This window comes from Amycolatopsis benzoatilytica AK 16/65, assembly GCF_000383915.1.
Classification (GTDB): domain Bacteria; phylum Actinomycetota; class Actinomycetes; order Mycobacteriales; family Pseudonocardiaceae; genus Amycolatopsis; species Amycolatopsis benzoatilytica.
Genome location: NZ_KB912942.1, coordinates 1,119,856 through 1,143,980 on the forward strand (window position 1 = coordinate 1,119,856; position 24,125 = coordinate 1,143,980).

Below are 24,125 nucleotides of genomic sequence, written 5' to 3' on the forward strand. Positions count from 1 at the left end.
AAAAGCCATGGAAGACAAAGAAATCCTCACCGGCGTGCTGGACCGGTGGAAGGACGCGGTGGACGCGCACGAGCCGGGCCGGGTCGCGACGTACTTCGCCGGGGACGCGGTGTTCCGCGGCCTGCACCCGTATTCGGTCGGCCGGGCGGGGGTGGCCGAGTACTACGCGGGGCAGCCGCTGGGACTCACCGCCGGCTACTCGCTGCTGGAAACCCGGCGGCTCGCCGACGATCTGCTGCTCGGCTACGCGCACGTCGACTTCGCGTTCCCCGACCGGCCGGGGATCCCGGTGTACCTCAGCGTTCTGCTGCGCCGGACTGGGGACGAATGGCTGATCACGCACTACCAAGTCACCCGGATCGAGGGCTGAACCATGGAGTACCTGGTGGACATGCGCACGACGGTGCCGGCCGGGACGCCGGACGAGACGGTGGCCGAGACGCGGCGGCGCGAGGCGATCCGGGCCGGAGAACTCGCCGGGCAAGGCGTGCTGCGGCGCCTCTGGAAACCTCCGGAGAAGCCCGGCGAATGGCGCACCTTCGGGTTGTTCGCCGCGGCCGGCGAGGCCGAACTGCGGCAGGCGCTCGAATCTCTGCCGCTGCACAAGTGGATGACCGTCGAGGTCACGCCGTTCGCCCCGCACCCGAGCGACCCGGGCCTCGGTCGATGACGACGAGCACCCTGGCCCGCCGCGACGCCTGGGCGCACACCGTCCAGGGCGCAGCGGCCCTCGCCGCCGCCATGGGGGCCGCCCGATTCGGGTTCACGCCGATTCTCCCGCTGATGACGGCGCACGCCGGGCTGAGCGTGTCGGCGGGCGCGACGCTGGCCACCGCGAACTATCTCGGCAACTTCGCCGGTGCCCTGCTCGGCACGGTCGCGCCCGCGTTGGGCCGCTCGGCCCGGCTGAACCGGTGGTTCCTCGTGATGATGACGGTCGCTTTGGCCGCGATGCCGCTGACCCATTCGGTTGCGGTCTGGTTCGTGCTGCGGCTGCTCGCCGGGATCGCCAGCGGCGCGGTTTTCGTGTTCGCGGTCGACTCGTTGCTCAGCCGGGTCGGCGCGCATCAGTCTGGCTGGGCCTTCAGCGGAATCGGGGCCGGAATCGCGTTGTCCGGTCTGACCGTGCTGCTCGTGCCGTCCGGCGACTGGCGGCTGGCCTGGTTGGCGACCGCCGCTCTCGCCGCCGTCCTCACCGCGGTGGCGTGGCAGTTGCCGCAGCCGGTAGCCGCGAGCGCCGAGACAGCCGCTGCGCGACCGCGGACCGGCCGGTGGTTCAGCGTGCTGTTCGCGAGCTACACGCTGGAAGGCGTCGGCTACATCATCGCGGGAACGTTCCTGGTGGCCGCGATCAGCCAGGCGTCGCCCGGCCGGCTGGGCAGCGTCGCCTGGCTGCTGGTCGGTCTCGCGGCCGCGCCGTCGGCGGTCGGGTGGGCATTGCTGAGCCGGCGATGGTCGCGGCCGAGCCTTCTGGGTGCGGCGCTGCTGACACAGGCCGTCGGCATCGCGTTGCCGGCATTGCTCGGCGGGGCCGGGATCGCCCTGATCGGCGCGGTCCTGTTCGGTGCCACCTTCCTGGGCATCGCGAACCTGGCGCTCTCGACCGGGGCGCATCTGGGTTTCCCGCGCGCGGTCGCGTTGCTGACCGCGGGGTATTCGCTGGGCCAGATCATCGGCCCGGTGGCGGCGGCGCCCTTGCTGCGCCACGGGTATCCGGCCGCGTTGCTGCTCAGTGCGGCGATCGTCGTGGGGGCAGCGGTCTTCGCCGCGGTGCTCCGGGCGGGGTTTCCGCATCGGGTCCACTGAGCGCCTCGCTCGGCCGGTCGCTCCTGATCCCGTTGCTTGGCGTGGTTGTCGACGAGTTCCTTGATGGTGGTCCGGACGAGTCGGACCTTGGCGAGGAACTCGTCGGGCGGCGGACCCCGCAAGAGGCGGAAAGACGACGAGGAAACCACGAGACGCTAGCCGAACAGGTTCTCGTACTGGGTCCGGAGTTTGTACTTGAGGATCTTGCCGCCGACTGTTTCGGGGAGTAAGTCGGTGAACACGATCGCCTTCGGGGTCTCGTAGCCGGCAAGGCGGTCGCGGCAGAACGCGATCAGCTCCTCCGGCGACCGTTCGGCGCCGGGGCGGGGAATGACCACCGCGGTCACCGCTTCGCCCCAGTGTTCGTGCGGCAGGCCGATCACGGCGGCGCGCAGGACGTCCGGGTGTTCGTGCAGCACCGCCTCGACCCGCATGCTCGAGACGTTCTCGCCGCCCGTTTTCACGATGTCTTTGTAACGGTCGACCATCGCGCGCAGGCCGTCCTCGTCGACGACGGCCGAGTCGCCGGAGTGGAACCAGCCGCCGCGGAAGGCTTCTCGTGTCGCCGCCGGGTCGCGGTAGTACCCGGCGGTCATCACCGGGGACCGGTAGATCGCCTCGCCGGGTGCGCCTCGGACCGGGGTGCCGAGTTCGTCGACGACGTCGGACGCGAGCAGCCCGCTGGGCACGCCGACGTAGTTCACCGCGGGAGCCGTGCGCGCGTGCACTTCCGGCCACGCCGTGGGCCAGAACCGGTGGCAGGCGATGGCTTCGGTCTGTCCGAAGATCCCGACGGTGACAAAGCCGGGCGCGGTCCGGGCTTCGAGGCGGCGCAGGAGTGCCGGGGAGAGGGCGCCCCAGCCGTAGACGAGGGTCGTCAACGTGGAGAGATCCAGGGCGGGGTCAGCGTCGATCTCGTCGGCGAGTGCGGCTACGAACTGGGGCGAGCCTGCCCACAGCGCGGTGGCCTTCGACTCGGCGATCGCGGCGGCGACCGGCCCCGGCGCCGGGCGGCGGCCGAGGGTGAGCGTGCCGCCGGCGAGGAAGGTCGAGTAGGTGAAGAGCGTGTCGCCGACGTGGTAGATCATCGGCAGGAACGTGCAGACCTTGAGGTCCGTCTCGTGGCGCAGGCCGCGGGACAACGACAGCGCGAAGTTCAGCCCGCCCAGATGCACGTAGCTGTGCGAGAGCAGCACGCCCTTCGGCATGGCCGTGGTGCCGGAGGTGAACAGCAGCTGGAAGATGTCGTCGCCGTGGATCTCGACGTCGGGTTCGGTGCCCGGTTGCCCGTCGAGCAGGTCCCCGAACGACGGTGAGTCCGCGATCGGTCCGCCGCCGACCGTGATCGTGGCGCCGACGTGCAGGTTCGTGGCCTTCGCGACGTCCGCCAGCCGCGGCCACAGCTCAGCGTCGACGATCGCGAAGCGTGGCTCGGTGAGCTCGACGAGATGGGTCAGGACGTCGGGGGCGAGGCCGGGGTTCACCGGGACGGCGACCATGCCCGCCTTGGCGATCCCGATCTTCGCGACGAACGCCTCGACGCTGTTCTCGCAGAACAGCAACACCCGGTCGCCGGGCCGGAGGCTCGCGTTCGCGAGCGCGTGCGCGAGCTGGTTGGCGGCCTCGTCGGCTTGCCGGTAGGTCACGGCGGCGAACCGCTCGTCACCGTACGCGCCGTCGACCCCGGCGATCGCGACCTGATCCGGGCGGCTCCAGGTGAGCCGTTCGAAAATATCGCCGACCGAGGTGCGCTCCCACCGCCGCACCGCCCGGCGGCCGCGCAGGGTTTCGACGTCGATCGTGGCCAGGTCGGGCAGGGCCGCGCCGTGGGGATGACGTGGGAGACCCGTCACGCTGGGATCCGTCGCGGTCATGCTGAGGCTCCTTCGCCGTCGCTGCCGCCGACCAGCATGCCGTGACCTGCGCCACTAAATCAAGGGGGAAGTTACTCCCCGTTCACTCGCGAGGTGGACGGTGCGGCGACGCCGAGGCAGCCGTGAGCCAGCTCCTCGAGCAGTTCGGCGAGTCGCTCTGACGCCAGGCCGCTGCGAAAGAACAGGGTGGACTGCACCGCGCCGATCGCCGCGTGCACGGCCAGCCTGAGCTCGCCGTCGGCGAGGTCGGGCCGCAGCGGGGCGAGCAGGTGGACCCAGTCCTCGACGTAGTGCCGCTGCAGCCGCCGCAGCCGCCGTCGCTCGTCTTCGGGGAGGTTGTGGATCTCGCGGTGATACACCGCCAGCACGGTGCGGTCCTCGATGGCGACCTGAACGTGATCCCTGATCAGGCCGGACAGTACGGTCCGGTCGTCCGGGCCGGCGGCGAGAATCGCCGCGGCCCCGTCCTGCAGGCGGGTCATCACGCGGTCGAGCAGCGCGACCAGGATGGCGTCCTTGTTCTCGAAGTGCCGGTAGACGCCGGAGCCCACGATGCCGGCCTCCGCGCCGATGTCGGCCATGCCGATCGCGTGGAAGCCGCGCCGCGCGGTGAGCTCGGCGGCGGCGGTCAGGATCCGCTCCCGGCGCTCCGGGTCGCGGCGGCGCCGGGTGGCCGGGGAAGTCGTCGTCATCTTGTCATCATCGCAGCAGCGCGCTACGGTTCGCCATTAGTGAATATGAAATCACTAAGGAGCGTCGGAGTGGACGTGCTCGAAAGCGATGAGACCCGTGATCTCCGGGCCGCGGTGGGTGCGATCGCCGCTCCGTTCGGCGGCCGCTACTACGTCGAGCACGCACGCGAAGGCCGGGAATGCACCGAGCTGTGGCACGCGCTGGGCGACGCGGGGTTCATCGGAGTCAACATCCCCGAGGAGTACGGCGGGGGCGGTCGCGGCCTGGCCGAGCTGACCGTCGTGATCGAGGAAACCGCGGCGAAGGGCGCGCCGATCCTGCTCCTGCTGGTCACCGAAGCGATTTCGGCCGAGGTGCTCACCGAGTTCGGCACCGCGGAGCAGCGCAAGGAGTGGCTGCCCGGTCTGGCGAGCGGCCGGCGGAAGGTCGTCTTCGCCATCACCGAGCCCGACGCCGGGTCCAACACCCACAAACTGACCACCACCGCCCGCCGCGACGGCGACGAATGGGTGGTCGACGGCGAGAAGTACTACATCTCCGGCGTCGACACCGCCGACGCGCTGCTGCTCGTCGCCCGCACTGGCCGCGCCCCCGACGGCACCGCCCAGCTCTCGCTGTTCCTGGTTCCGGTGGACGCGCCCGGTCTCACGGCTACGCCGCTGCCGGTCGACGTCATGCTCCCGGAGAAGCAGTTCACTCTGCGCTTCGACGGCGTGCGGCTGCCGGAGACCGCACTCGTCGGCGACGAAGGCGCGGGCTTCCGGCAGGTCTTTCACGGCCTCAACCCCGAACGCATCACCGGTGCCGCGCTCTGCGTCGGCATCGCGCGCTACGCCCTCGACGTCGCGAGCCGGTACGCGAGGGACCGCACGGTGTGGGACCGGCCGATCGGCGCACACCAGGGAGTCGCCCATGTCCTCGCCAAGGCCAAGATCGAAACCGAGCTGGCGGCGCTGATGACGCACCGCGCGGCCGCCCTGCACGACCGCGGGCTGCCCGCGGGCGAGGCGTCGAACATGGCCAAGTACGCCGCCGCCGAGGCCGCGCTGGCCGCCGTCGACGCCGCGATCCAGACCCACGGCGGCAACGGCGTCTCGGCGGACTTCGGGTTGCTGCCGTACTGGGGGCTCGCACGGCTGCTGCGGATCGCCCCGGTGAACCGCGAAATGATCCTCAACTTCGTCGCGCAGCACAGCCTCGGGCTGCCCCGGTCCTATTAGGAGGACTGATGACGGACCACAACCTCGTCCACCGGGTCAACGTCGGCGACGCGCTGACTCGCGTCGCGTTCGCCCGGCCCGAGACCCTCGCCGTCGTCGACGGCGATCGCCGCTGGACCTACGGCGAGTTCGACGCGTGGGTCAACCGGTTCGCCCACGGGCTCACCGCCCGCGGCTACACGACCGGTGACGTCCTCGCTCTCGCCTCGGCCAACAGCGCCGAGTTCCTCGCCGTCTACTACGCCTGCGCCAAGCTCGGTCTCGTCTGCGTCCCGATCAACCTCGGCTGGCGCGGCGACGAAGTCGCCTACGTGCTCGGGCATTCGCGGGCCCGCGGCATCGTCGTGGAGCGCCAGCTCGCCGGCGCCATCGCGCCCGCGGTGGCGCAGGCGCCCGGGGTGGCCGACGTGATCCTCGCGCCCGGCACCGGCGGCGACGCCGCGGGCGTGGAGTTCGACGACGTGCTCTCGGACGACACGACCGCACCCGAAGTCGTCGTCGAAGACCGCGCCCCACTGTCCTATCTGTACACGTCGGGCACCACGGCCGCGCCGAAAGGGGTGGTCGGCACGCACCTGGCGATCCACCTGGAGTCGATGTCGGCGGCGCTGGACTCCGGCTGGTCCGCCGGCGACCGGTTCATCGCGATGATGCCGATGTTCCATACCGCGCAGCTCAACGCTTTCTGCACGCCCGCGGTCGTCGTCGGCGCCACGATCTTCGTCCACCGCGGTTTCGACCCGGAACGGTTCCTCGCCACGATCGAACGCGAGCGGATCACCCAGGTCTTCGGCCTGCCGATGATGTACCGCGCGGCCCTCGAACACCCGTCGTTCGCCGGCCGCGATCTCTCCTCGTTGCGGCGTGCGGTCTACGCGATGGCACCGATGCCCGAAGCACAGATCAAGGCGTGCCTGGACGGCTTCCGCTGCGACTTCGCGCTCCTGTTCGGCCAGACCGAGATGAGCCCGATCACCACGCTGTTCCGGCCCGAGCACCAGCTCTCGCACGTCGGCGCGGTCGGCACCCCGCTCACCGGCGTCCAGGTCGGGATCATGGACCCGGACGGGAACCTGCTGCCGCGCGGCGAGCAGGGCGAGATCGTCTACCGCGCGCCGTCGACCATGCAGGAGTACCTGCGCAATCCCGGGGCCACGGCCGAGGCGTTCCGGCACGGCTGGTTCCACTCCGGCGACGTCGGGTGGTTCGGGCCGGACGGGGTGCTGTGGTTCGCCGACCGGTACAAGGACGTCATCAAGACCGGCGGCGAGAACGTCGCCTCGATCGAGGTCGAGCGCGCGGTCTACGACGCCGAGCCGAACGTCGCCGAGGTCGTGGTGGTCGGGCTCCCGCACGAGCGGTGGACCGAGGCCATCACGGCGGTGGTCGTGCCGAAGCCGGGGGAGCGGATCGACGCGGACGACCTGCGGCTGCGGCTCAAGGACCGGCTCGACGGCTACAAGGTCCCGAAGGCGGTGATCGTCGCCGACGAGCTGCCGCGCACCTCGACCGGGAAAATCCAGAAGAACGTGGTCCGGGAGCGGCACGCCGGGCACTACGGGGGAACCGCATGACCGTCCTCAAATCCCTGCTCGACGTCTCCGCCGAGAGCTACGCGACCAACCGCAAAGCGCAGCTGGAAGCCCTGGAACGGCTTCAGGAGCAGCTGGAGCTGGCCATCGGCGGCGGCGGTGAGCGCTACGTCCAGCGGCACCGCGACCGCGGGAAGCTCCCGGTCCGGGAACGGCTCGAACTGCTGCTCGACCCGGACAGCCCGTTCCTCGAACTCTCCGCGCTCGCCGCGTGGGGCACCGACTTCACGGTCGGCGCCTCGGTGCTCACCGGCATCGGCGTGGTGTCCGATGTGGAGTGTGTCGTGATCGGGCACGACCCGACCGTCCGCGGCGGGGCGATGAACCCGTACTCACTGCGGAAGACGTTGCGCGCACTGGAAATCGCCCGCGTCAACCGGCTCCCGGTGATCAACCTCGTCGAGTCCGGCGGGGCCGACCTGCCCACGCAGGCCGACCTGTTCGTGCCCGCCGGGCGGATCTTCCACGAGCTGACCGAGCTGTCCTCGATGGGCGTCCCGACCCTCGCGATCGTGTTCGGCAACTCGACGGCGGGCGGCGCTTACGTGCCCGGCATGTGCGACTACGCGGTGCTCGTCGACCGCCAGGCCAAGGTGTTCCTCGGCGGTCCGCCGCTGGTCAAGATGGCCACCGGGGAGGAAGCCGACGACGAGTCCCTCGGCGGCGCGGACATGCATTCCCGCGTCTCGGGCCTCTCGGACTATTTCGCGGTGGACGAGCTCGACGCGATCCGGCTGGGCCGGCGCGTCATCTCCCGGATCAACTGGCGCAAGCTCGGTCCAGCGCCCCGCCGGAATCCGGAACCGCCGCGCTACGACCCCGAGGAGATCCTCGGCATCGTGCCGCCGGACACCAAGGTGCCCTTCGACCCGCGCGAGATCCTCGCCCGCACCGTCGACGGCTCCGACTTCGACGAGTACAAGCCTCTCTACGGCACCTCGCTGGTCACCGGCTGGGCGAGCATCCACGGGTATCCGGTCGGCGTGCTCGCCAACCACCGGGGCGTGCTCTTCAGCGAGGAGGCGAAGAAGGCCAGCGAGTTCATCCTGCTCGCCAACCAGACCGACGTGCCGCTGGTGTTCTTGCAGAACACCACCGGCTACATGGTCGGCACGCAGTACGAGCAGGGCGGGATCATCAAGGACGGCGCCAAGATGATCAACGCCGTCACCAACAGCACGGTGCCGCATCTGACGGTCAACATGGCTTCTTCGTTCGGCGCCGGCAACTACGGCATGTCCGGCCGGGCCTACGACCCGCGGCTGATGTTCGCCTGGCCGGGCGCGAAGCTCGCGGTGATGGGCGCGACCCAGCTCGCCGGGGTGATGTCGATCGTCGGGCGCGCTTCCGCGGCCTCGCAGGGCCGCGAGTTCGACGAAGCGGCTGACCGGAAGCGCACGGCGGCGATCGAGAGCCAGATCGAAAGCGAGTCGCACGCGTTCGCCGTCACCGCGCGGCTCTACGACGACGGCATCGTCGACCCCCGCGACACCCGCGACGTGCTGGGGATGTCGTTGTCCGCTGTGCACTCCAACCGCGTCGAGGGCCGGCGTGGCTTCGGCGTCTTCCGGATGTGAGGCCGATGATCACGAAACTGCTGGTCGCCAACCGCGGGGAGATCGCCGCGCGGGTCATGCGCACCGCGCACGACCTCGGCATCGCCACCGTCGCCGTGTACTCCGACCCCGACGCGGGCGCGCCCTTCACCCGGCTCGCCGACGAGGCCGTGCGGCTGCCCGGCTCGGCACCTGGCGAGACCTACCTGCGCGGCGACCTGGTCATCGCCGCGGCGCGAGCCACCGGCGCCGACGCGATCCACCCCGGGTACGGGTTCCTGTCCGAGAACGCCGGGTTCGCCCGCGACTGCGCCGCGGCCGGGCTGACCTTCGTCGGCCCGTCCCCGGAGGCCATCGCCTCGATGGGATCGAAGATCGAAGCCAAGGCTCTGATGGACGCCGCCGGGGTCCCGGTGCTGCCGGGGGCGACCGTCACCGACGAGACCGACCTCGCCGCGGCGGCCGCGTCCATTGGCTTCCCAGTACTGGTCAAGGCCGCGTTCGGCGGCGGCGGCCGGGGCATGCGCGTCGTCCACGACGAGGCCGAGCTCGCCGACGCGGTGGCCGGCGCCCGCCGGGAAGCCGCGTCCGCCTTCGGCGACGGAACGGTGTTCCTCGAACGGTTCGTCGTCGACCCGCGGCACGTCGAGGTCCAAATCCTCGGGGATGCGCACGGCGAGGTGGTGCACCTGTTCGAGCGTGAATGCTCGATCCAGCGCCGCTACCAGAAGATCGTCGAAGAGTGCCCGTCCCCGGCCGTCGACGACGCCCTGCGCGCCGAGCTAGGCGCCGCCGCGGTCGCCGCCGGGAAGGCGCTTGGCTACACCGGCGCCGGCACCGTCGAGTTCGTCCTGGACGCGGCCGGTCGCTTCTACTTCTTGGAAGTCAACACCCGCCTGCAGGTCGAGCATCCGGTGACCGAGCTGGTCACCGGTCTGGACCTGGTCGAACTGCAGCTGCGCGTGGCTGAGGGGGAACCGCTGCCGCCCGAGGTCGCCGGCGCGCGGATCACCGGGCACGCGATCGAGGTCCGGCTCTACGCCGAGGACGTCCCGGCCGGCTTCCTGCCCGCCACCGGGACAATGCACCGCTTCCGCGTCCCCCCGTCGCGCGGCGTCCGTGTCGACTCCGGGGTCGTCGACGGCTCGGTGGTCGGCCCGCACTACGACCCGATGCTCGCCAAGGTGATCGCCCACGGCCGCACCCGGCGCGAAGCCGCCCGCACGCTGGCCCGCGCTCTGCGGCACGCGGAACTCCACGGCGTGACGACGAACCGGGATCTCCTCGTCGGCATCCTGGGCGAAGCGGAGTTCCTGGCCGGCCGAACCGACACCGGGTACCTGACCCGGCACGACCCCGTCGCACTGGGAGCTTCCGAAGGCGGCGGCGCCCGGCAGGCGGCCGCGGCGGCGTTGGCGCGGCAGGCCCGCCACCGCCGGGACGCGCGGGTGGTGCCCGAGATGCCCTCCGGCTGGCGCAACGTCGGCGGCGTGCCCCAGCGGGTCGACTACCGCCACGGCGGCGAAATCCTCGAAGTCGCCTACTCGGTACGGCGGTCCGGGCTTCTGCTGACCGTCAACGGCACGCCGCTCGGCGGCTCGGTGCGGCTGGTCTCCGCCGCACCCGACCTCGTGGAGCTGGAGATCGACGGCGTCCACCGCGCCTACCGCGTGCACCCGCGCGCCGGAACGTCCTATGTGGACGGACCGGACGGGTCGGCGGCACTGGCCGAGGTCCCGCGCTTCCCGGATCCGGACGCCGCCACCGCCGCCGGATCGCTGCTGGCCGCGATGCCCGGCGCGGTGGTGCGGGTCCTCGTCGCTGCCGGGGAGAGCGTCGTGGCCGGTCAGGCACTCGTCGTCTTGGAGGCGATGAAGATGGAGCACACCGTCACCGCGCCGATCGACGGTTCGGTGGCCGAACTGCGGGTGCGCCAAGGCGACCAGGTCGACTCCGGACAGGTGCTGGCGGTGGTGGAGTGATTTCCTACGAGGTCAGCGACGGGGTCGCTTGGCTGACGATCAACCGTCCGGAAGCGCGCAACGCACTGTCCAAAGAGGTCCGGGAGGGGCTGTGGGACGGCACCCGGCGGTTCGTCGCCGACGAGTCGGCCGCGGTGCTCGTGCTGACCGGAGCCGGCGACCGGGCGTTCTGCGCCGGCGGTGACCTCAAGGAGATGGCCGAGACGGCTCTCGAAATCCCGCCGCCGGACTTCCTGCCGCAGTTCGGCCGGAACATCGACGTGCCCAAGCCCACGATCGCGGCCGTCAACGGCGTCGCCTATGCCGGCGGGTTCCTGCTGGCCCAGCAATGCGACCTCGTCGTCGCGGCCGAGCACGCGCGGTTCGCGGTGACCGAGGTGAAGGTGGGCCGGGGCGCGCCGTGGGCGGCCCCGCTGTCCTGGCTGGTGCCGCCGCGGGTGGCCATGGAGATCCTGCTGACCGGCGACCCGATCGACGCTCGCCGGGCGAGGGAGGTCGGACTGGTCAACGACGTCGTGCCGCAAGCGGAGCTGCGCTCGCGGACTCAGGCGCTAGCTGAGCAGATCGCGGCCAACGCGCCGCTGTCGGTACGGGCGGCCAAGCGGACCGCTTACCTGTCCCGCGCCGACGTCTACGGGCGGGCAGAGGAGATCTGGGCACCGGTGTACCGCTCGCGGGACGCGCAGGAAGGCCCGGCGGCGTTTCGCGAGAAGCGCACGCCCGTGTGGGAAGGACGCTGACATGGCCGTCTCCTTGGACCGGCTCCTCGACGACCTGTCCGCCGAAGCCGCCGAAGTCGAGGCGATGATCGGCCCGCTGGACGACGCCGGGATAGCACGGCCCACGCCCGCCGCCGGGTGGACTATCCGCGACCAGGTCACGCATCTCGCCTTCTTCGACGAAGCCGCGACGCGGGCAGCGGTCGATCCCGACGGCTTCCGGCAGGAGGCGTCGGCGTTGATGGCCGACGGCATGGACTTCCCCGACCGCGTCGCCGCGCAGTACACGGGACTGAGCGCGGCCGAAACCCGGGCGTGGTTCGCGCAGGCCCGCGCTGTGTTCGTGACGGCGTTCCGCGGGCGCGACCCGCGGGCCCGGCTGCCCTGGTACGGGCCCGACATGAGCGTGGCTTCTTCAGTCACGGCGCGGATCATGGAAACGTGGGCGCACGGCCAGGACATCGCGGACGCGCTCCGGGTGGCGCGCCCGGCCACCGACCGGTTGCGGCACATCGCCCATCTCGGCGTCTCGACGACCGGGTTCAGCTTCCGGCTCAACGGCCGGGCGGCGCCGGCCGTCCCGATCCGGGTGGAGCTGCGCGCCCCGTCCGGTCCACTGTGGACCTGGGGGGCCGCGGACGCCGCCGACCGGGTCGAAGGCACCGCGCTCGACTTCTGCCTGACAGTCACCCAGCGCCGGCACGTCGACGACACCGGGCTCGTCGTGACCGGACCGGTGGCCCACGAGTGGATCGGCATCGCGCAGGCCTTCGCCGGAGCACCCGGGCCCGGCCGCGAACGGACGCACGCATGAGCCGCCCGGTCCGGATCGCGAACTGCTCCGGCTTCTACGGCGACCGCCTCGCCGCGGCGCGCGAGATGGTCGAGGGCGGCCCGATCGACGTCCTCACCGGCGACTACCTCGCCGAGCTGACCATGCTGATCCTCTGGAAAGCCCGCCGGAAGGACCCGTCCGCGGGCTACGCCAAGACGTTCCTCGGTCAGCTCGAAGAGGTCCTGGGCACCTGCCTGGACCGCGGCATCCGGATCGTCTCCAACGCCGGCGGCCTCAACCCGCCGGGGCTCGCCGCCGAGATCGCGGCGCTCGCCGGACGGCTGGGCCTGCACCCGAAGATCGCCTGCGTGGACGGCGACGACCTCGTCGACCGGCTTGGAGAACTGCAGGCTGCCGGACACGACCTGGCCCACCTCGACACCGGCCGCAAGCTCGCCGAGGCCGGCGTGACCCCGGTGACCGCCAACGCCTACCTCGGCGGCTGGGGTATCGCGCAAGCGCTTGCCGCCGACGCGGACGTCGTCGTCACCGGTCGCGTCACCGACGCCTCCCTGGTCGTCGGCCCGGCGGCCTGGTGGCACGGCTGGGCGCCCACCGATTTCGACGCGATCGCCGGTGCGATGGCCGCCGGGCACGTGATCGAGTGCGGCCCGCAGGCCACCGGCGGCAACTACGCCTTCTTCGAAGAGATTACCGACCGCCGCTACCCGGGCTTCCCGATCGCGGAGGTGGAAGCCGACGGCTCGAGCGTGATCACCAAGCACGACGACACCGGCGGCCTGGTCTCGGTCGGCACGGTCACCGCGCAGCTGCTCTACGAGATCGCCGAACCGGCCTACGCCGGCCCCGACGCGGTCGCGCACTTCGACACCGTGCGGCTCGACCAAGCCGGTCCCGACCGGGTGCGGATCAGCGGCACCCGCGGCAGCCCGCCGAGCGATCGGCTCAAGGTCGCCCTGAACCACGACGGCGGTTACCGGAACACGATGACCCTGGTGCTCACCGGCACCCGGATCGAGGAGAAGGCCGCGTGGGCCGAGCAGCAGCTGTTCGAGCTGCTGGGCGGCAAAGAGCAGTTCGCCGAGGTCGACGTGACCCTGCTGCGGTTCGACCATCCGGACGCGCCTGCGAACGCCGAAGCCACCGCGCATCTGCGGGTCACGGTCAAGGACCCCGACCGCGCCAAGGTGGGCAGGCGCTTCTCGAACACGACGATGGAGCTGGCGCTCGGCGGCTACCCGGGTTTCCACACGACGACCCCGCCGTCCGCGGAGAGCGGCTTCGGCGTCTACTGGCCGGCTCTCGTCCCGGCCGCCGAGGTCCGGCACCGCGTCACCCTGCCCGACGGCACCCGGCGCGTGATCCCGCATGCCCCGTCCGGCCCGGCACCGACTCCGCCGCCTTCGGCCGCAGCCGAAACGCGGGTGCCCGGCGGTCCCACCCGGCGGGTGCCGCTGGGCGAGGTGGCCGGTGCCCGCTCGGGGGACAAGGGCGGCAACGCCAACGTCGGGTTCTGGACCCGGACCGACGAAGAGTACGGCTGGCTCCGGCACTACCTCGACGAAGCCCGGTTCCGAGCACTGCTGCCGGAGGCGGCCGCTCTCGAGATCAGGCGTTTCGAACTGCCGAACCTGCGTGCGGTCAACTTCGTGGTGGTCGGGCTCCTCGGAGCGGGCGTCGCGGCGTCGGTCCGGCCCGATCCGCAGGCCAAGGGCCTCGGCGAATACCTGCGCAGTCGTGTTGTCGACGTGCCGGACGAGATCTGCCGCAGTGACCGGTCGAGGTCGTAACTCCACGGCGAGACTGCGCTGAGCCAAGCAGGTGTGGGCTGGACAGTTGTCACTCGCTACTGAAGTGATGCGGTTGTGCGCCAAGAAGTTGAGTGAAGAATTTGGCAAACCGCTCCCCAGTTCCCTTGAGCGGCATTGTCGAGTGCGGCCACCCCGCTCGCGAGCGCTCCAATCGGACCGGGAGCAGCGGAGGCAAATTCGGTGGCTTTGGTGACAACGTCGACCGCCCGCTAACCGCAGAAAAGATCGGGGATGCCTCGCGCGAAACCCCGTTGGGCAACTCGGGCCGCACAACACGCCGCGTCGTCGCGCTGAGTTCGGTGCCTTCGCCTTGGCGGACTTATTGGCCGCAGGCGTGGCGACCGCGGCCGTCGGGTTCTGCAACGGCGGTAAACTTTGCTCGCCGCGTTGGAAATATCCTCAGGACGGCCAAGCGCAAATCGCGAGGCAGAGTTCAAGGGAGTAAATGCAACATTCCGGCAGCCGAAGGTTGCTGGACGCATCTGGGTGGGCTTGTTCGGCGTAGCGGGATTGACCGCCGCGACGCCCGGAGTACCGGCGCGGCCAGGGTGGGTGCGTTGCACCCAGGCTCCGGAACCCGGCCCGCATTACTGTCGCCGTTGTGGACAGCGAGAACAAACTTGGTGACTATCTGCGAGCGCGACGGGCGCTGCTGCGGGCAGGCGACGTCGGTTTGCCCGACGACGGTCCCCGGCGGGTGCCGGGGCTCCGGCGCGACGAGGTGGCACTGCTCGCCGGGGTGAGCACCGACTATTACGTCCGGCTGGAACAGGGTCGCGAGCGGCATCCGTCCGACCAGGTACTGCGGTCGATCGCCGGCGCACTGCGGCTGGATGAAGCCGCCGCGGCGCACCTGTTCCGGCTTGCCCTGCCGGTTTTCGGGGCCAATGCGGCGACGTCGTTGACTGTCGCTCCGGAGTTGGTACGGCTGATGGACGGCATGTCGGACGTGCCCGCCTTCCTGGTCGGTGCGGCGCAGGACATCCTCGCCGCGAACGTGATGGCGCGCGAGCTCTACCGCGGGTTAGCCCGGTACGACAACCTGCTGCGCATGATCTTCCTGGACCCGCACGCGAGGTCCTTCTACGGTGACTGGGACGCCGCGTCGCGGCTTGCGGTGAGCAACCTGCGGGCATCGTCGTCTCAGTTCCCAGCGGACGAGCACATCGAGCGGGTCGTCGGCGAACTGACCGTGCGCAGTCCGGCGTTCGCGAACCTGTGGGCCCGCTACGAAGTGCGCCCGCGAACCACCGAGGTGAAGCACTTCGTGCACCCGCGGGTCGGGGAACTGCGGCTGCACTTCGAGACGCTGGCCGTCGCCAGCGCACCCGGACAGCACCTGTCCGTCTACAGCGCTGAGCCCGGTAGCGCCAGCCACGACGGCCTGACCCTCCTTCGCCGGCTGGCCGAGCAGGCAGCCCGCTCCGACAACGTGGACCAGGACGAGGCATGGGAGAAAGGCGACACCCGATCATGACTACCTCGCTCGCGGACAACGTCGGCACCTACGAGATCGCCGGGAAGAAGGTCGCTCGCCTGGGTTTCGGCGCCATGCGGCTGACCGGACTCGGCATCTGGGGCGAGCCGGAGGACCGCGCCGAGTGCGTGCGTGTCGTGCGGCGTGCCGTTGAACTCGGCGTACAGCTCATCGACACCGCCGACTCGTACGGGCCGCACATCAGTGAGGAGATCATCCGGGAAGCTATCCACCCTTACCCGGACGACGTCGTGATCGCGACGAAGGCGGGCCTCACGCGCAACGGCCCGGACACCGTCAGGCGAGGAGAAGAGCTGGTGCGGCTCGGTCCTCGAGCCTGGCCGCCGGTCGGGCGCCCCGAGTACCTCCGCCAGCAGGCACTGTTGAGCATGCGCCGGCTCGGTCTCGACCGGATCGACCTGTTCCAGCTCCATCGCGTCGACCCCGGCGTTCCGCTGGAGGACCAGGTCGGCGAATTGAAGAACCTCCAGGACGAGGGCAAGATCGTCGCGATCGGACTGTCGCAGGTCACCGTCGGCCAGATCGAGCGGGCGCGGCTGATCGCCGACATCGCCACGGTCCAGAACCGCTACAACATCGCTGACCGAAGCTCTGCCGATGTGCTGGACTACTGCACCCGGCACGGCATCGGGTTCATTCCCTGGGCGCCCGTCGCCGCCGGGCAGCTGGCGCGCCCCGCAGGACCGGTCGAGCACATCGCCGCGGCGCACGGCTCTACTCCGGCCAACGTGGCGCTGTCCTGGCTGCTGCACCGCTCCGAGGTCGTCCTGCCCATTCCTGGCACGTCCAAGGTCGCCCACCTGGAAGAGAACCTCGCCGCGTCCCGGCTCCGCCTCACCGACGCGGAGCTGGCCGAACTCGACGCGGCCGCATAACCGCGCTCGTCCTGGGCTCGGTCCGCATACCTCGGCCCGCCGCGGGCACGAGCACGCGCCTGGCGCTGCGGCAGGTGACCGCCTCAGCGTCTGCGGCGGCGCGAGGCGCCTCCGCCGACGCGATCCGCTGCCGGATTGCCCTTACTGCCACCGTTTTCGAGAGATCCGAGTTGCTGTGATACTTCCGTTCGACCAAGCCGGCCATGGCCGGCCGATCGTCCTGCTGCACGCCCGGCCCGTCGACCGCACGATGTGGCGGGGACATCTTCCCCTCCTCGCCGAGGCGGGCGTCCGTGCCATTGCCCTGGATCTGCCTGGCCATGGCGACGTCGCCGCCGCCCAGCGTGCCGAGGTCGCCCCCTGGGCCGACGTGCTGGACACACTGGACCACCTCGGCGCCGACCGTTTCACTTTGGCCGGGAACTCGCTCGGCGCCCTGGTAGCGCTCCAGATCGCCGTCACCGAGCCTCAGCGCGTGCAGGGTCTGGTGTCCTTCGGCTACCGGCCGCACGACCTGCCGCCCTCCGCCCGCCTACGGACCGCATGGGACAGGGAGCGGGCCGCGCTGGAGGCCGGTGACATCGAAGCCGCCGTGCAGGTCGGTGTGGCGGCCTGGACGTCACCCAAGGCATCCGACGCCGTACGCGCGCAGGCCGCCGTCATGATGCGCAACCAGCTGATCGCGCGCCTCACATACGGCGAACCCGAAGTAGCGGCGGACCCCCTGACCAAGGACGCCGGTGCCTTGCGCACCCTGGCCACGCCGGCGCTGATAGGCGTCGGTGAACTCGACATGCCCGATTTCTTCGAAGGCGGAGCAGTCCTGAGCAACGAGCTGGGGTCCGGAGAGGTCGCCGTTCTCGCGGACGCGGGACACCTCGCTCCGCTGGAACAACCCGAAGCTTTCTGCGCTCTGCTGCTCGACTTCGTGGGCCGCCTGCCCGCCTAGTCGCCCCGCGGCCGCGCGCGTTCCGCTCTCGGATGTCCGGGAAGGGCTCCTTGCGGGAAGCAGATTCCCGCAAGAGGCCCTTCACGGACGAGTCCGCCCGGAACGAGCGCTGCCGAGCTGGGACGGCGGCGGTGTCCGTCCGGAGGCCGATTCGGACACGGCGGCCGGAGCGTCTGGCGGGGTCTGCGAAGAGTGAAAGGATGGCTACGGAACGTGTTGCCGGGCGCGGAGTCGCCCTGCGGGGTTGCGCACGGAGGCATCCTCGATATCCTGCGGTAAGCGGGCGCTTAGCGAGCGCTGTCCAGCGTCGGACAAGGAGACGGTGTGGTGGAGTCGTTCAAGGATCGCGTTGCCCTGGTCACCGGGGCCAGCCGGGGGATCGGACTGGCGATCGCGAAGCGCCTGGTCGAGCGCGGGGCGCGGGTGTGCATCACGGCGCGCAAGCCGGAACCGCTCGCTGCCGCCGTCGACGAGCTCGGCGGGCCGGACGTGGCGATGGCGGTGGCGGGCAAGGCGGACGACGCCGGGCATCAGCAGGAGGCGGTAGCCGCCGCGGTGGAGCGGTTCGGCAGTTTGGACATGCTGGTCAACAACACCGGCATCAACCCGGTCTACGGGCCGATCCTGGACACCGACCCGGCGGCGGCGGCCAAGATCTTCGCCGTCAACGTGATCGCGCCGCTGTCCTGGATCAAGGTCGCGCGCGACGCGTGGATGGGCGAGCACGGCGGCTCGGTCGTCAACGTCGCCTCGATCGCCGGGATCCGTACCTCGCCCGGGATCGGCATGTACGGCGTGAGCAAGGCGGCGCTGATCCGGCTCACTCAGGAACTCGGCGAGGAACTCGGGCCGAAGATCCGGGTGAACGCGGTGGCGCCTGCGGTGGTCAAGACCCAGTTCGCGACCGCGCTTTACGAAGGGCGCGAAGAAGAAGTCGCGGCTGCCTATCCGATGAAACGGCTCGGTGTGCCCGACGACATCGCGGGCGCGGTGGCATTCCTGTTGTCCGGCGAAGCGGGCTGGGTGACCGGGCAGACGATGGTCCTCGACGGCGGCGTGACCCTCGGCGGCGGCCTGTGAGCGCCGGGGTCGTCGTCACCGGCGGCGGCGGCGGGATCGGTGCCGCGCTGGCCCGCCGGTTCGCGGCCGACGGCGCTCGCGTCGTCGTCGCGGACCTGGACGGCGACCGGGCGGCCGAAGTGGCCGAGGAGGTCGGCGGCACCGCGTTCGCCGGTGACGTGGCAAGCGAATCCGGTGCCGCGGCACTGATCGACGCGGCGCGCTCGACGCTCGGCGAGATCGACGTTTTCTGCGCGAACGCGGGAGTCGCGCCGTTCGGGGACGCGCACGCGGACGAGTCCGCGTGGGCGCTCGCGTGGGACGTGAACGTGATGGCGCACGTCCGCGCGGCGCGGCTGCTGCTGCCCGCGTGGCTGGAACGCGGCAAGGGGCATTTCGTCGCGACCGTGTCCGCGGCGGGGCTGCTGACCAGTCTCGGTTCCGCGCCGTATTCGGTGACCAAACACGGCGCACTCGCGTTCGCGGAATGGCTGTCGGCCACCTACCGGCACCGCGGGATCACCGTGCAGGCGATCTGCCCGCAGGGGGTGCGTACGGCGATGCTGGAGGAGACCGGCGAGCGCGGCAAGCTGCTGATGGGTGCGTCCGCGATCGACCCGCCGCAGGTCGCCGACGCGCTGTTCGACGCGATCGCGGAGAACCGGTTCCTGGTGCTGCCGCACGCCGAGGTCGCCGATTTTTACGCGTTGCGCGCCACCCAGACCGACCGCTGGCTGGGCGGGATGAACAAGCTGCAGCGCAAGATGGAGGAACTGCCCGGCGACGCGTGAGGCCGGGTTCCGACAAACCGTGGAAGCGGCACCCGCCGGAACCCACGTCCTGCGGTCGCGGACCTGTCCTGCCGGAGCCGATACTTCCGGCGGCGGTACGACGCCGTGCCGCCGCCGGAAGGATCTGGAGCCGGAATGACCACACCCGCTCGCGCCGACGTTTCGCGTTCGCGCATCGCCACCGCCAGCTTCATCGGCACCGCCATCGAGTTCTACGACTTCTACATCTACGGGACCGCGGCGGCGTTGGTGTTCGGGAAGGTCTTCTTCCCGACCTTCTCCTCGACGGCCGGAGTGCTGGCGTCGCTCGGCACGTTCGCGGTCGGGTTCATCGCGCGTCCGGTCGGCGCGATCCTGTTCGGGCACTGGGGCGACCGGATCGGCCGCAAATCGATGCTGGTCGCTTCCCTGCTGGTGATGGGACTGTCCACAGTGGGCGTCGGGCTGGTGCCGGAGTACGGCACGCTCGGCATCTGGTCGCCGGTCCTGCTGGTGGTGTTGCGGTTCGTGCAGGGGATCGGCCTCGGCGGTGAATGGGGCGGCGCGGTGCTGATGTCCACCGAGTACGCGCCGCCGGGCAAACGCGGGCTGTATTCGGCCTTCCCGCAACTCGGCCCGGCCATCGGGTTCGTGCTCGGCAACCTGCTGTTCCTGGTGCTGGACGCGGTGATGACGCCGGCCGCGTTCCTCGCCTGGGGCTGGCGGCTGCCGTTCCTGTTCTCCGCGGTGCTGCTGGCGGTCGGCTTCTACATCCGGATCAAGATCGCCGAAACCCCGGTGTTCCAGGCCGCGCTCGACAAGGCCGAGCAGGCGCGCGTGCCGTTGTTCGAGCTGCTCCGCAAACAGCCGCGGGTGCTGGTCCTGTCCACGTTGTCGTTCGTGCTGGCGCACGCGCTCTTCTACACCGTCACCACGTTCTGCCTTTCGATGGCCACTTCGACACTCGGCATTCCGCGCACGACGGTACTGATCAGCCTGCTCGTCGCCGCTTCGGTGATGGGGGTGGCGACCCTGGTGTTCGCGACGAAATCCGACCGGTGGGGAAGGCGACGGCTCAGCGCGGCGGCCGCGGTGTCCGTGGTGGCGTGGTCGTTCCCGCTGTTCGCCTTGCTGCAGACGCGAAATCCGCTGTTGCTGACGCTCGGGTTCATCGGAGCCCTGCTGTGCTTCGCGATGCTTTACGGGCCGATGGGAGCGTTCCTGCCGGAGCTGTTCCGGGTGCGCTACCGGTACTCCGGTGCGTCGATCGCTTACAGCGTGTCCGGCATCGTCGGAGGCGGGATCGTGCCGCTCGTGTCGACCGACCTGTGGGCATCGACCGGGTCGTCAGTGCCGGTTTCGCTGGTGCTGGTGGTGCTCGGCGTGCTCAGCCTGCTGTGCATCCTGGGCTTGCCAGAAACCCGCAACCACGATTTCTCCGACGGGCTCGGCGAGGAGGCCGCGGTCAGCCGCCGGTGACCAGGTCGGCGACGAGGAGCCCGGCGTGCAGCAGAAGCCGGGTGCGCCCGTCGTCGAGGTCCAGCCCGCTGATCGCGCGGATCTGGTCGAGCCGGTAGTACAGCGACGTGCGGTGCAGGTGCAGCGCCTCGGCGGTGCGCGGGATCGAGCCGCCGTGGTCGAGGAAAGTGCGCAGGGTTTCGACCAGCCGCGGGCCTTTCGGATCCGCGCGGAGCCGGGCGAGCGGCTCCGGGATCAAAGCGGGGGAGAGCGCGTCGTCGGGGATCTGCAGGAGGATCGCGTACGCGCCCAGATCGGCCCACTGCGCGACCGGGCCCGCGCCAGGAAGCAGCCGCGCGCCTTTCGCAGCGGCGGCCGCCTGCGCGTAGGACTGCCAAGCCGAGGCGAGACCGTCGGCGGGTTCGCCGATCCCGGCGACCGCGGTGCCCTGGCCGCCGAGCAGCTGACTCAGTTCTCCGGCCATGCGTTCGGCGTCGCGGGCGATTTCGTTCTGGTCAATGTGCGGAGCGGGATGCACGAGGACGCCACGGATGCCCGCGACCAGCGGAAGAAGACGGCGCGGCCGGCGTCGCGCGGCAGATTCGACCACGCTGCGCACGGCGACTTCCGTTTCCGCCGCGCTGAGTTCGCCCGGCCGGGCTTCAAGGACGGTCACCACGACCTGCGGGGCGTCGGAAAGCCAGTCGGCGGTCAGCGCGTCTCGCCGGGCATCCGGTTCCGGGCCGAGCAGCCGCGACAGGGTCCGCTCGCGCTCGCCGCGCACGCCGTCGGCCGCGATCCGGGCCTGGTGCAACAGGGCGGCAGCGGTCTTGGATACCTGCTCGATGCGCGCGGTCTCGGACTCGGTGAGGGAATGGTCGGCGTCGATCACCATCAGCAGGCCGAGCAGATCCCCGCGTTCGCGCAGCGGAACGCAGAACCGCGGGCTCATCCCGAGTTCGGCGTCGCCGTCGAGCATCCCGGGCCGCGGCCACTGGGCTACGCCCTGGCCGAGAATGAAGCTGCTGGCCGCCGCGCCCGCGTCGTGCTGCAGGACGGCGCGGATCCGGATCTCGTCCTCGTCGCCGAAATGCCGGCTCGTGCACAGCACGCGCACCACCGGATCGTTGACCGCGACCGAGCGCTGCAGTTCGTCGGCGAGGTCGTCGACGAGCGTTTGCAGCGCGTCGCCGTCCCGGTCCGCCATGTCCGAGCCTCCCTCCCGCCGTTCGACAGAGCGTGGAACGACGTGCCCGGAATCTACGACGAGCCGTCGTTCCGGCCGGGCGGCACCCCGGCCGAGGATGAGATGTCCCACCGGAGGAGGAGCGTCGTGACGGGTTTGGCCGGCCGGGTAGCCGTGGTGTTCGGCGCTGGTTCGAGCGGAGTCGAGCTGAGCAACGGCCGCGCGGCAGCGCTCGCGTACGCGCGGGCGGGGGCGACGGTCGCGGCGGTGGACGTGAATGCGGCCAGCGCGGAGGAGACCGCGCGGCAGATCGCGGCGGAGGGCGGCAGTGCGGTGGCGTTGACCGCGGACGTGACCGACGAGGACGCTGTGGCCGCCGCGATCGCCGCGGTGGTCTCCGAGGTCGGAGTGCCGTGGATTCTGCACAACAATGTCGGCGTGGCCGTGACCGGCGGGGTGAGCGAGCTGTCGCGCGCTGCCTGGGACGGCGCCCTCGCGCTGAACTTGACCGGAGTTTTCCTGGCCTGCAAGCAAGCCTTGCCGCACATGCGCGCTGCCGGGCGCGGGGCGATCGTGAACGTGTCGTCGATCGCGAGCATCCGGCATCTCGGCTACGACTACCCGGCGTACATGGCCTCGAAGGCGGCCGTCAACCAGCTCACGGTTTCGCTCGCACTCGCCCACGCGCGGCACGGGATCCGGGTCAACGCGGTGCTTCCCGGGCTCATCGACACGCCGCTGGTGAGCCAGCAGCTGCATCGCGATCCGGCCGCGCTGGCGGCCGCCCGCGCCGCGCGCGACGAGGCGAGCCCGACCGGCCGGATGGGCAGCCCGTGGGACGTGGCGAACGCGGCGGTGTTCCTGGCCTCCGACGAAGCCGCATACGTGAACGGCGTCTGCCTGCCGGTGGACGGCGGGTTGAGCGCCCGGTCGCGCTGATCGCGGCGCCGGCGGTGCGCAACCCCCGCACGGGGGATCTCCGGACCCGGCAATTCGGCCCGGTTACACGGTTTTCCCGTTCCGTGGGCCGTTCGGGCAGTGGCCCTTGACACACTTATTTGGTCTAGTCCAGTGTGTGACCGCACCCTCCGGGTGCGCTCCTCCCGGGTTGATCCCGCCGCCTCAAACCGGAGGTGTTCCGTGGTGCTCGCAGGAGGAACACAGATGAAGAGAATGCGTCGGCTGGCCGCGGTCGCGGCCGCGGCAGGGGCGGCACTGGCGACGGCGGCCGGGATGGCACCGCAGGCGACCGCCGGACCGGCACCGTATCTGGCGGCGGCGCCAGACCCGGTGCTCGCGTCGCCGTATCTGTACCAGTGGAGCGGGCAGACCAGCGCGTCCGAAGCGATGTCCGCGACCGGGATCAAGACCTTCACCCTGGCGTTCATGCTGTCCGACGGAGGCTGCAACCCGAAATGGGACGGCGACCGCTCGCTGACCGGCTCGGACAAGACGCTGATCAGCAGCATCCGAGCCGCGGGCGGTGACGTGATCCCGTCGTTCGGCGGCTGGTCCGGCACGAAGCTCGGCGCCAAGTGCTCGTCCGCGTCCGCGCTGGCCGGCGCGTATCAGAAGGTGATCGACGCCTACCAGCTCAAGGCGATCGACCTGGACATCGAGAACACCGACGAGTTCGAGAACGCGACCGTGCAGGACCGGATCCTGAACGCGGTCAAGATCACCAAGCAGAAGAACCCCGATCTGCGCGTGGTGATCACGATCGGCACCGACACCTCCGGCCCGAACGACTGGGGCAAGCGGCTGATCAAGCAGGCCAAGGCGATCGGCGCGAACGTCGACGTCTGGTCGGTGATGCCGTTCGACTTCTCCAGCGGCGGCGACATGGCCGGCAAGACGAAGTCCGCGGTGGACGGTCTCGCCAATCAGCTGAAGTCGACGTTCGGCTGGGACAGCGCCACCGCCTACAAGCACGCGGGTCTGTCGTCGATGAACGGCAAGACGGACAACGCGGGCGAGGTCGTCTCGGTCGCGGACTTCACCGCGATCCGCGACTACGCGACGAGCCACCACTTGGGCCGCTTCACGTTCTGGGCGACCAACCGCGACTGTTCGGGCAGCAGCAACGACTGCAGCGGCATTTCCCAGCCGAAGTACGCGTTCACGAAGATCGTGGCCGGGTACCACGGCTGATAGCCGGAAAGCCTCGGCTGTCCCGGTCCGGCTTGGCGGAGCCGGACCGGGACAGCCGACCTGGGCGAGCGGGGCCGGTCCGGCCAGTCGGCAGGGGTGATTGGCACGACCGGCACCGGTCCGAGTTCGG

The 24,125-nt window shown here is 70.7% G+C and carries 21 protein-coding genes; 18 read left to right on the forward strand and 3 right to left on the reverse strand.

Translation table 11 applies throughout. The features are described from left to right. Window positions 1–7: 7 nt before the first annotated feature. From AMYBE_RS0105300 to AMYBE_RS0105310, 3 genes are read left to right on the forward strand one after another with little or no spacing between them, the layout of a single operon-like run. Window positions 8–370, forward strand: coding sequence for a YybH family protein (locus AMYBE_RS0105300; RefSeq protein ID WP_020658305.1), 363 nt, complete (start codon window positions 8–10; stop codon window positions 368–370). 3 nt (window positions 371–373) lie between these two features. After that, window positions 374–670 (forward strand): muconolactone Delta-isomerase family protein, encoded by a 297-nt coding sequence (locus AMYBE_RS40885; protein WP_020658306.1) that lies wholly within the window; start codon window positions 374–376, stop codon window positions 668–670. Next, a complete protein-coding gene (locus AMYBE_RS0105310; RefSeq protein WP_020658307.1) occupies window positions 667–1,806 on the forward strand; it encodes a YbfB/YjiJ family MFS transporter in 1,140 nt (379 codons plus the stop codon). The genes AMYBE_RS40885 and AMYBE_RS0105310 overlap by 4 nt, the downstream gene beginning before the upstream one ends. A 155-nt stretch (window positions 1,807–1,961) precedes the next feature. Here AMYBE_RS0105310 and AMYBE_RS0105315 read toward each other — a convergent pair whose 3' ends face one another. Both AMYBE_RS0105315 and AMYBE_RS0105320 read right to left on the reverse strand, forming a co-directional pair. Then, window positions 1,962–3,680 (reverse strand): AMP-binding protein, encoded by a 1,719-nt coding sequence (locus AMYBE_RS0105315; RefSeq protein WP_020658308.1) that lies wholly within the window; start codon window positions 3,678–3,680, stop codon window positions 1,962–1,964. A gap of 71 nt (window positions 3,681–3,751) precedes the next feature. Then, the gene (locus AMYBE_RS0105320) at window positions 3,752–4,372 is read right to left on the reverse strand and encodes a TetR/AcrR family transcriptional regulator (RefSeq protein ID WP_020658309.1); all 621 of its coding nucleotides are present in this window, start codon (window positions 4,370–4,372) and stop codon (window positions 3,752–3,754) included. Between the two features lie 69 nt (window positions 4,373–4,441). Between AMYBE_RS0105320 and AMYBE_RS0105325 the strand changes: the two genes are divergently transcribed. From AMYBE_RS0105325 to AMYBE_RS0105385, 13 genes are all read left to right on the forward strand, one after another. Then, the gene (locus AMYBE_RS0105325) at window positions 4,442–5,593 is read left to right on the forward strand and encodes an acyl-CoA dehydrogenase family protein (RefSeq protein WP_020658310.1); all 1,152 of its coding nucleotides are present in this window, start codon (window positions 4,442–4,444) and stop codon (window positions 5,591–5,593) included. An 8-nt stretch (window positions 5,594–5,601) separates the two neighbouring features. Then, on the forward strand, window positions 5,602–7,167 hold the full coding sequence (locus tag AMYBE_RS0105330; RefSeq protein ID WP_020658311.1) for an AMP-binding protein: 1,566 nt from the start codon (window positions 5,602–5,604) through the stop codon (window positions 7,165–7,167). Continuing rightward, window positions 7,164–8,762, forward strand: coding sequence for an acyl-CoA carboxylase subunit beta (locus tag AMYBE_RS0105335; protein ID WP_020658312.1), 1,599 nt, complete (start codon window positions 7,164–7,166; stop codon window positions 8,760–8,762). The genes AMYBE_RS0105330 and AMYBE_RS0105335 overlap by 4 nt, the downstream gene beginning before the upstream one ends. Before the next feature lie 5 nt (window positions 8,763–8,767). Next, window positions 8,768–10,723, forward strand: a complete 1,956-nt coding sequence (locus AMYBE_RS0105340) for an acetyl/propionyl/methylcrotonyl-CoA carboxylase subunit alpha (protein WP_020658313.1) — start codon at window positions 8,768–8,770, stop codon at window positions 10,721–10,723. Beyond that, window positions 10,720–11,463 (forward strand): enoyl-CoA hydratase/isomerase family protein, encoded by a 744-nt coding sequence (locus AMYBE_RS0105345; RefSeq protein ID WP_020658314.1) that lies wholly within the window; start codon window positions 10,720–10,722, stop codon window positions 11,461–11,463. Before AMYBE_RS0105340 ends, AMYBE_RS0105345 begins: the two co-directional genes overlap by 4 nt. 1 nt (window position 11,464) lies before the next feature. After that, the gene (locus AMYBE_RS0105350) at window positions 11,465–12,256 is read left to right on the forward strand and encodes a TIGR03084 family metal-binding protein (protein ID WP_020658315.1); all 792 of its coding nucleotides are present in this window, start codon (window positions 11,465–11,467) and stop codon (window positions 12,254–12,256) included. After that, window positions 12,253–14,028, forward strand: a complete 1,776-nt coding sequence (locus tag AMYBE_RS0105355) for an acyclic terpene utilization AtuA family protein (protein WP_020658316.1) — start codon at window positions 12,253–12,255, stop codon at window positions 14,026–14,028. The genes AMYBE_RS0105350 and AMYBE_RS0105355 overlap by 4 nt, the downstream gene beginning before the upstream one ends. Before the next feature lie 622 nt (window positions 14,029–14,650). Then, window positions 14,651–15,526: a helix-turn-helix domain-containing protein gene (locus tag AMYBE_RS0105360; protein ID WP_020658317.1), complete on the forward strand. Its 876-nt coding sequence runs from the start codon at window positions 14,651–14,653 to the stop codon at window positions 15,524–15,526. Continuing rightward, the gene (locus AMYBE_RS0105365; protein WP_020658318.1) at window positions 15,523–16,422 is read left to right on the forward strand and encodes an aldo/keto reductase; all 900 of its coding nucleotides are present in this window, start codon (window positions 15,523–15,525) and stop codon (window positions 16,420–16,422) included. Before AMYBE_RS0105360 ends, AMYBE_RS0105365 begins: the two co-directional genes overlap by 4 nt. A gap of 175 nt (window positions 16,423–16,597) precedes the next feature. After that, on the forward strand, window positions 16,598–17,371 hold the full coding sequence (locus AMYBE_RS0105370) for an alpha/beta fold hydrolase (protein ID WP_020658319.1): 774 nt from the start codon (window positions 16,598–16,600) through the stop codon (window positions 17,369–17,371). A gap of 327 nt (window positions 17,372–17,698) precedes the next feature. Continuing rightward, window positions 17,699–18,451 (forward strand): SDR family oxidoreductase, encoded by a 753-nt coding sequence (locus tag AMYBE_RS0105375; RefSeq protein ID WP_027927395.1) that lies wholly within the window; start codon window positions 17,699–17,701, stop codon window positions 18,449–18,451. Next, on the forward strand, window positions 18,448–19,221 hold the full coding sequence (locus AMYBE_RS0105380) for an SDR family oxidoreductase (RefSeq protein ID WP_020658321.1): 774 nt from the start codon (window positions 18,448–18,450) through the stop codon (window positions 19,219–19,221). The genes AMYBE_RS0105375 and AMYBE_RS0105380 overlap by 4 nt, the downstream gene beginning before the upstream one ends. A gap of 135 nt (window positions 19,222–19,356) precedes the next feature. Further along, window positions 19,357–20,679, forward strand: coding sequence for an MFS transporter (locus tag AMYBE_RS0105385; protein ID WP_020658322.1), 1,323 nt, complete (start codon window positions 19,357–19,359; stop codon window positions 20,677–20,679). Here the strand turns inward: AMYBE_RS0105385 and AMYBE_RS0105390 are convergent. Beyond that, window positions 20,666–21,865: a PucR family transcriptional regulator gene (locus tag AMYBE_RS0105390; protein ID WP_020658323.1), complete on the reverse strand. Its 1,200-nt coding sequence runs from the start codon at window positions 21,863–21,865 to the stop codon at window positions 20,666–20,668. The two genes, AMYBE_RS0105385 and AMYBE_RS0105390, sit on opposite strands and share 14 nt — an antisense overlap. Window positions 21,866–21,991: 126 nt before the next feature. Between AMYBE_RS0105390 and AMYBE_RS0105395 the strand changes: the two genes are divergently transcribed. Together AMYBE_RS0105395 and AMYBE_RS0105400 are read left to right on the forward strand one after the other, a co-directional pair. After that, window positions 21,992–22,783, forward strand: coding sequence for an SDR family NAD(P)-dependent oxidoreductase (locus AMYBE_RS0105395; RefSeq protein WP_027927396.1), 792 nt, complete (start codon window positions 21,992–21,994; stop codon window positions 22,781–22,783). Window positions 22,784–23,008: 225 nt separating this feature from the next. After that, window positions 23,009–23,995: a chitinase gene (locus tag AMYBE_RS0105400; protein WP_020658325.1), complete on the forward strand. Its 987-nt coding sequence runs from the start codon at window positions 23,009–23,011 to the stop codon at window positions 23,993–23,995. The last annotated feature ends 130 nt before the right edge of the window (window positions 23,996–24,125 follow it).

Excerpts from the sequence above, each read along its gene's own strand:
- AMYBE_RS0105400 (WP_020658325.1), top strand. The coding sequence starts at position 23,009 with ATGAAGAGAATGCGTCGGCTGGCCGCGGTCGCGGCCGCGGCAGGGGCG.
- AMYBE_RS0105365 (WP_020658318.1), top strand. The coding sequence starts at position 15,523 with ATGACTACCTCGCTCGCGGACAACGTCGGCACCTACGAGATCGCCGGG.
- AMYBE_RS40885 (WP_020658306.1), top strand. The coding sequence starts at position 374 with ATGGAGTACCTGGTGGACATGCGCACGACGGTGCCGGCCGGGACGCCG.
- AMYBE_RS0105310 (WP_020658307.1), top strand. The coding sequence starts at position 667 with ATGACGACGAGCACCCTGGCCCGCCGCGACGCCTGGGCGCACACCGTC.
- AMYBE_RS0105300 (WP_020658305.1), top strand. The coding sequence starts at position 8 with ATGGAAGACAAAGAAATCCTCACCGGCGTGCTGGACCGGTGGAAGGAC.
- AMYBE_RS0105390 (WP_020658323.1), bottom strand. The coding sequence starts at position 21,865 with ATGGCGGACCGGGACGGCGACGCGCTGCAAACGCTCGTCGACGACCTC.
- AMYBE_RS0105330 (WP_020658311.1), top strand. The coding sequence starts at position 5,602 with ATGACGGACCACAACCTCGTCCACCGGGTCAACGTCGGCGACGCGCTG.
- AMYBE_RS0105315 (WP_020658308.1), bottom strand. The coding sequence starts at position 3,680 with ATGACCGCGACGGATCCCAGCGTGACGGGTCTCCCACGTCATCCCCAC.
- AMYBE_RS0105350 (WP_020658315.1), top strand. The coding sequence starts at position 11,465 with ATGGCCGTCTCCTTGGACCGGCTCCTCGACGACCTGTCCGCCGAAGCC.
- AMYBE_RS0105340 (WP_020658313.1), top strand. The coding sequence starts at position 8,768 with ATGATCACGAAACTGCTGGTCGCCAACCGCGGGGAGATCGCCGCGCGG.
- AMYBE_RS0105355 (WP_020658316.1), top strand. The coding sequence starts at position 12,253 with ATGAGCCGCCCGGTCCGGATCGCGAACTGCTCCGGCTTCTACGGCGAC.
- AMYBE_RS0105385 (WP_020658322.1), top strand. The coding sequence starts at position 19,357 with ATGACCACACCCGCTCGCGCCGACGTTTCGCGTTCGCGCATCGCCACC.
- AMYBE_RS0105335 (WP_020658312.1), top strand. The coding sequence starts at position 7,164 with ATGACCGTCCTCAAATCCCTGCTCGACGTCTCCGCCGAGAGCTACGCG.
- AMYBE_RS0105320 (WP_020658309.1), bottom strand. The coding sequence starts at position 4,372 with ATGACGACGACTTCCCCGGCCACCCGGCGCCGCCGCGACCCGGAGCGC.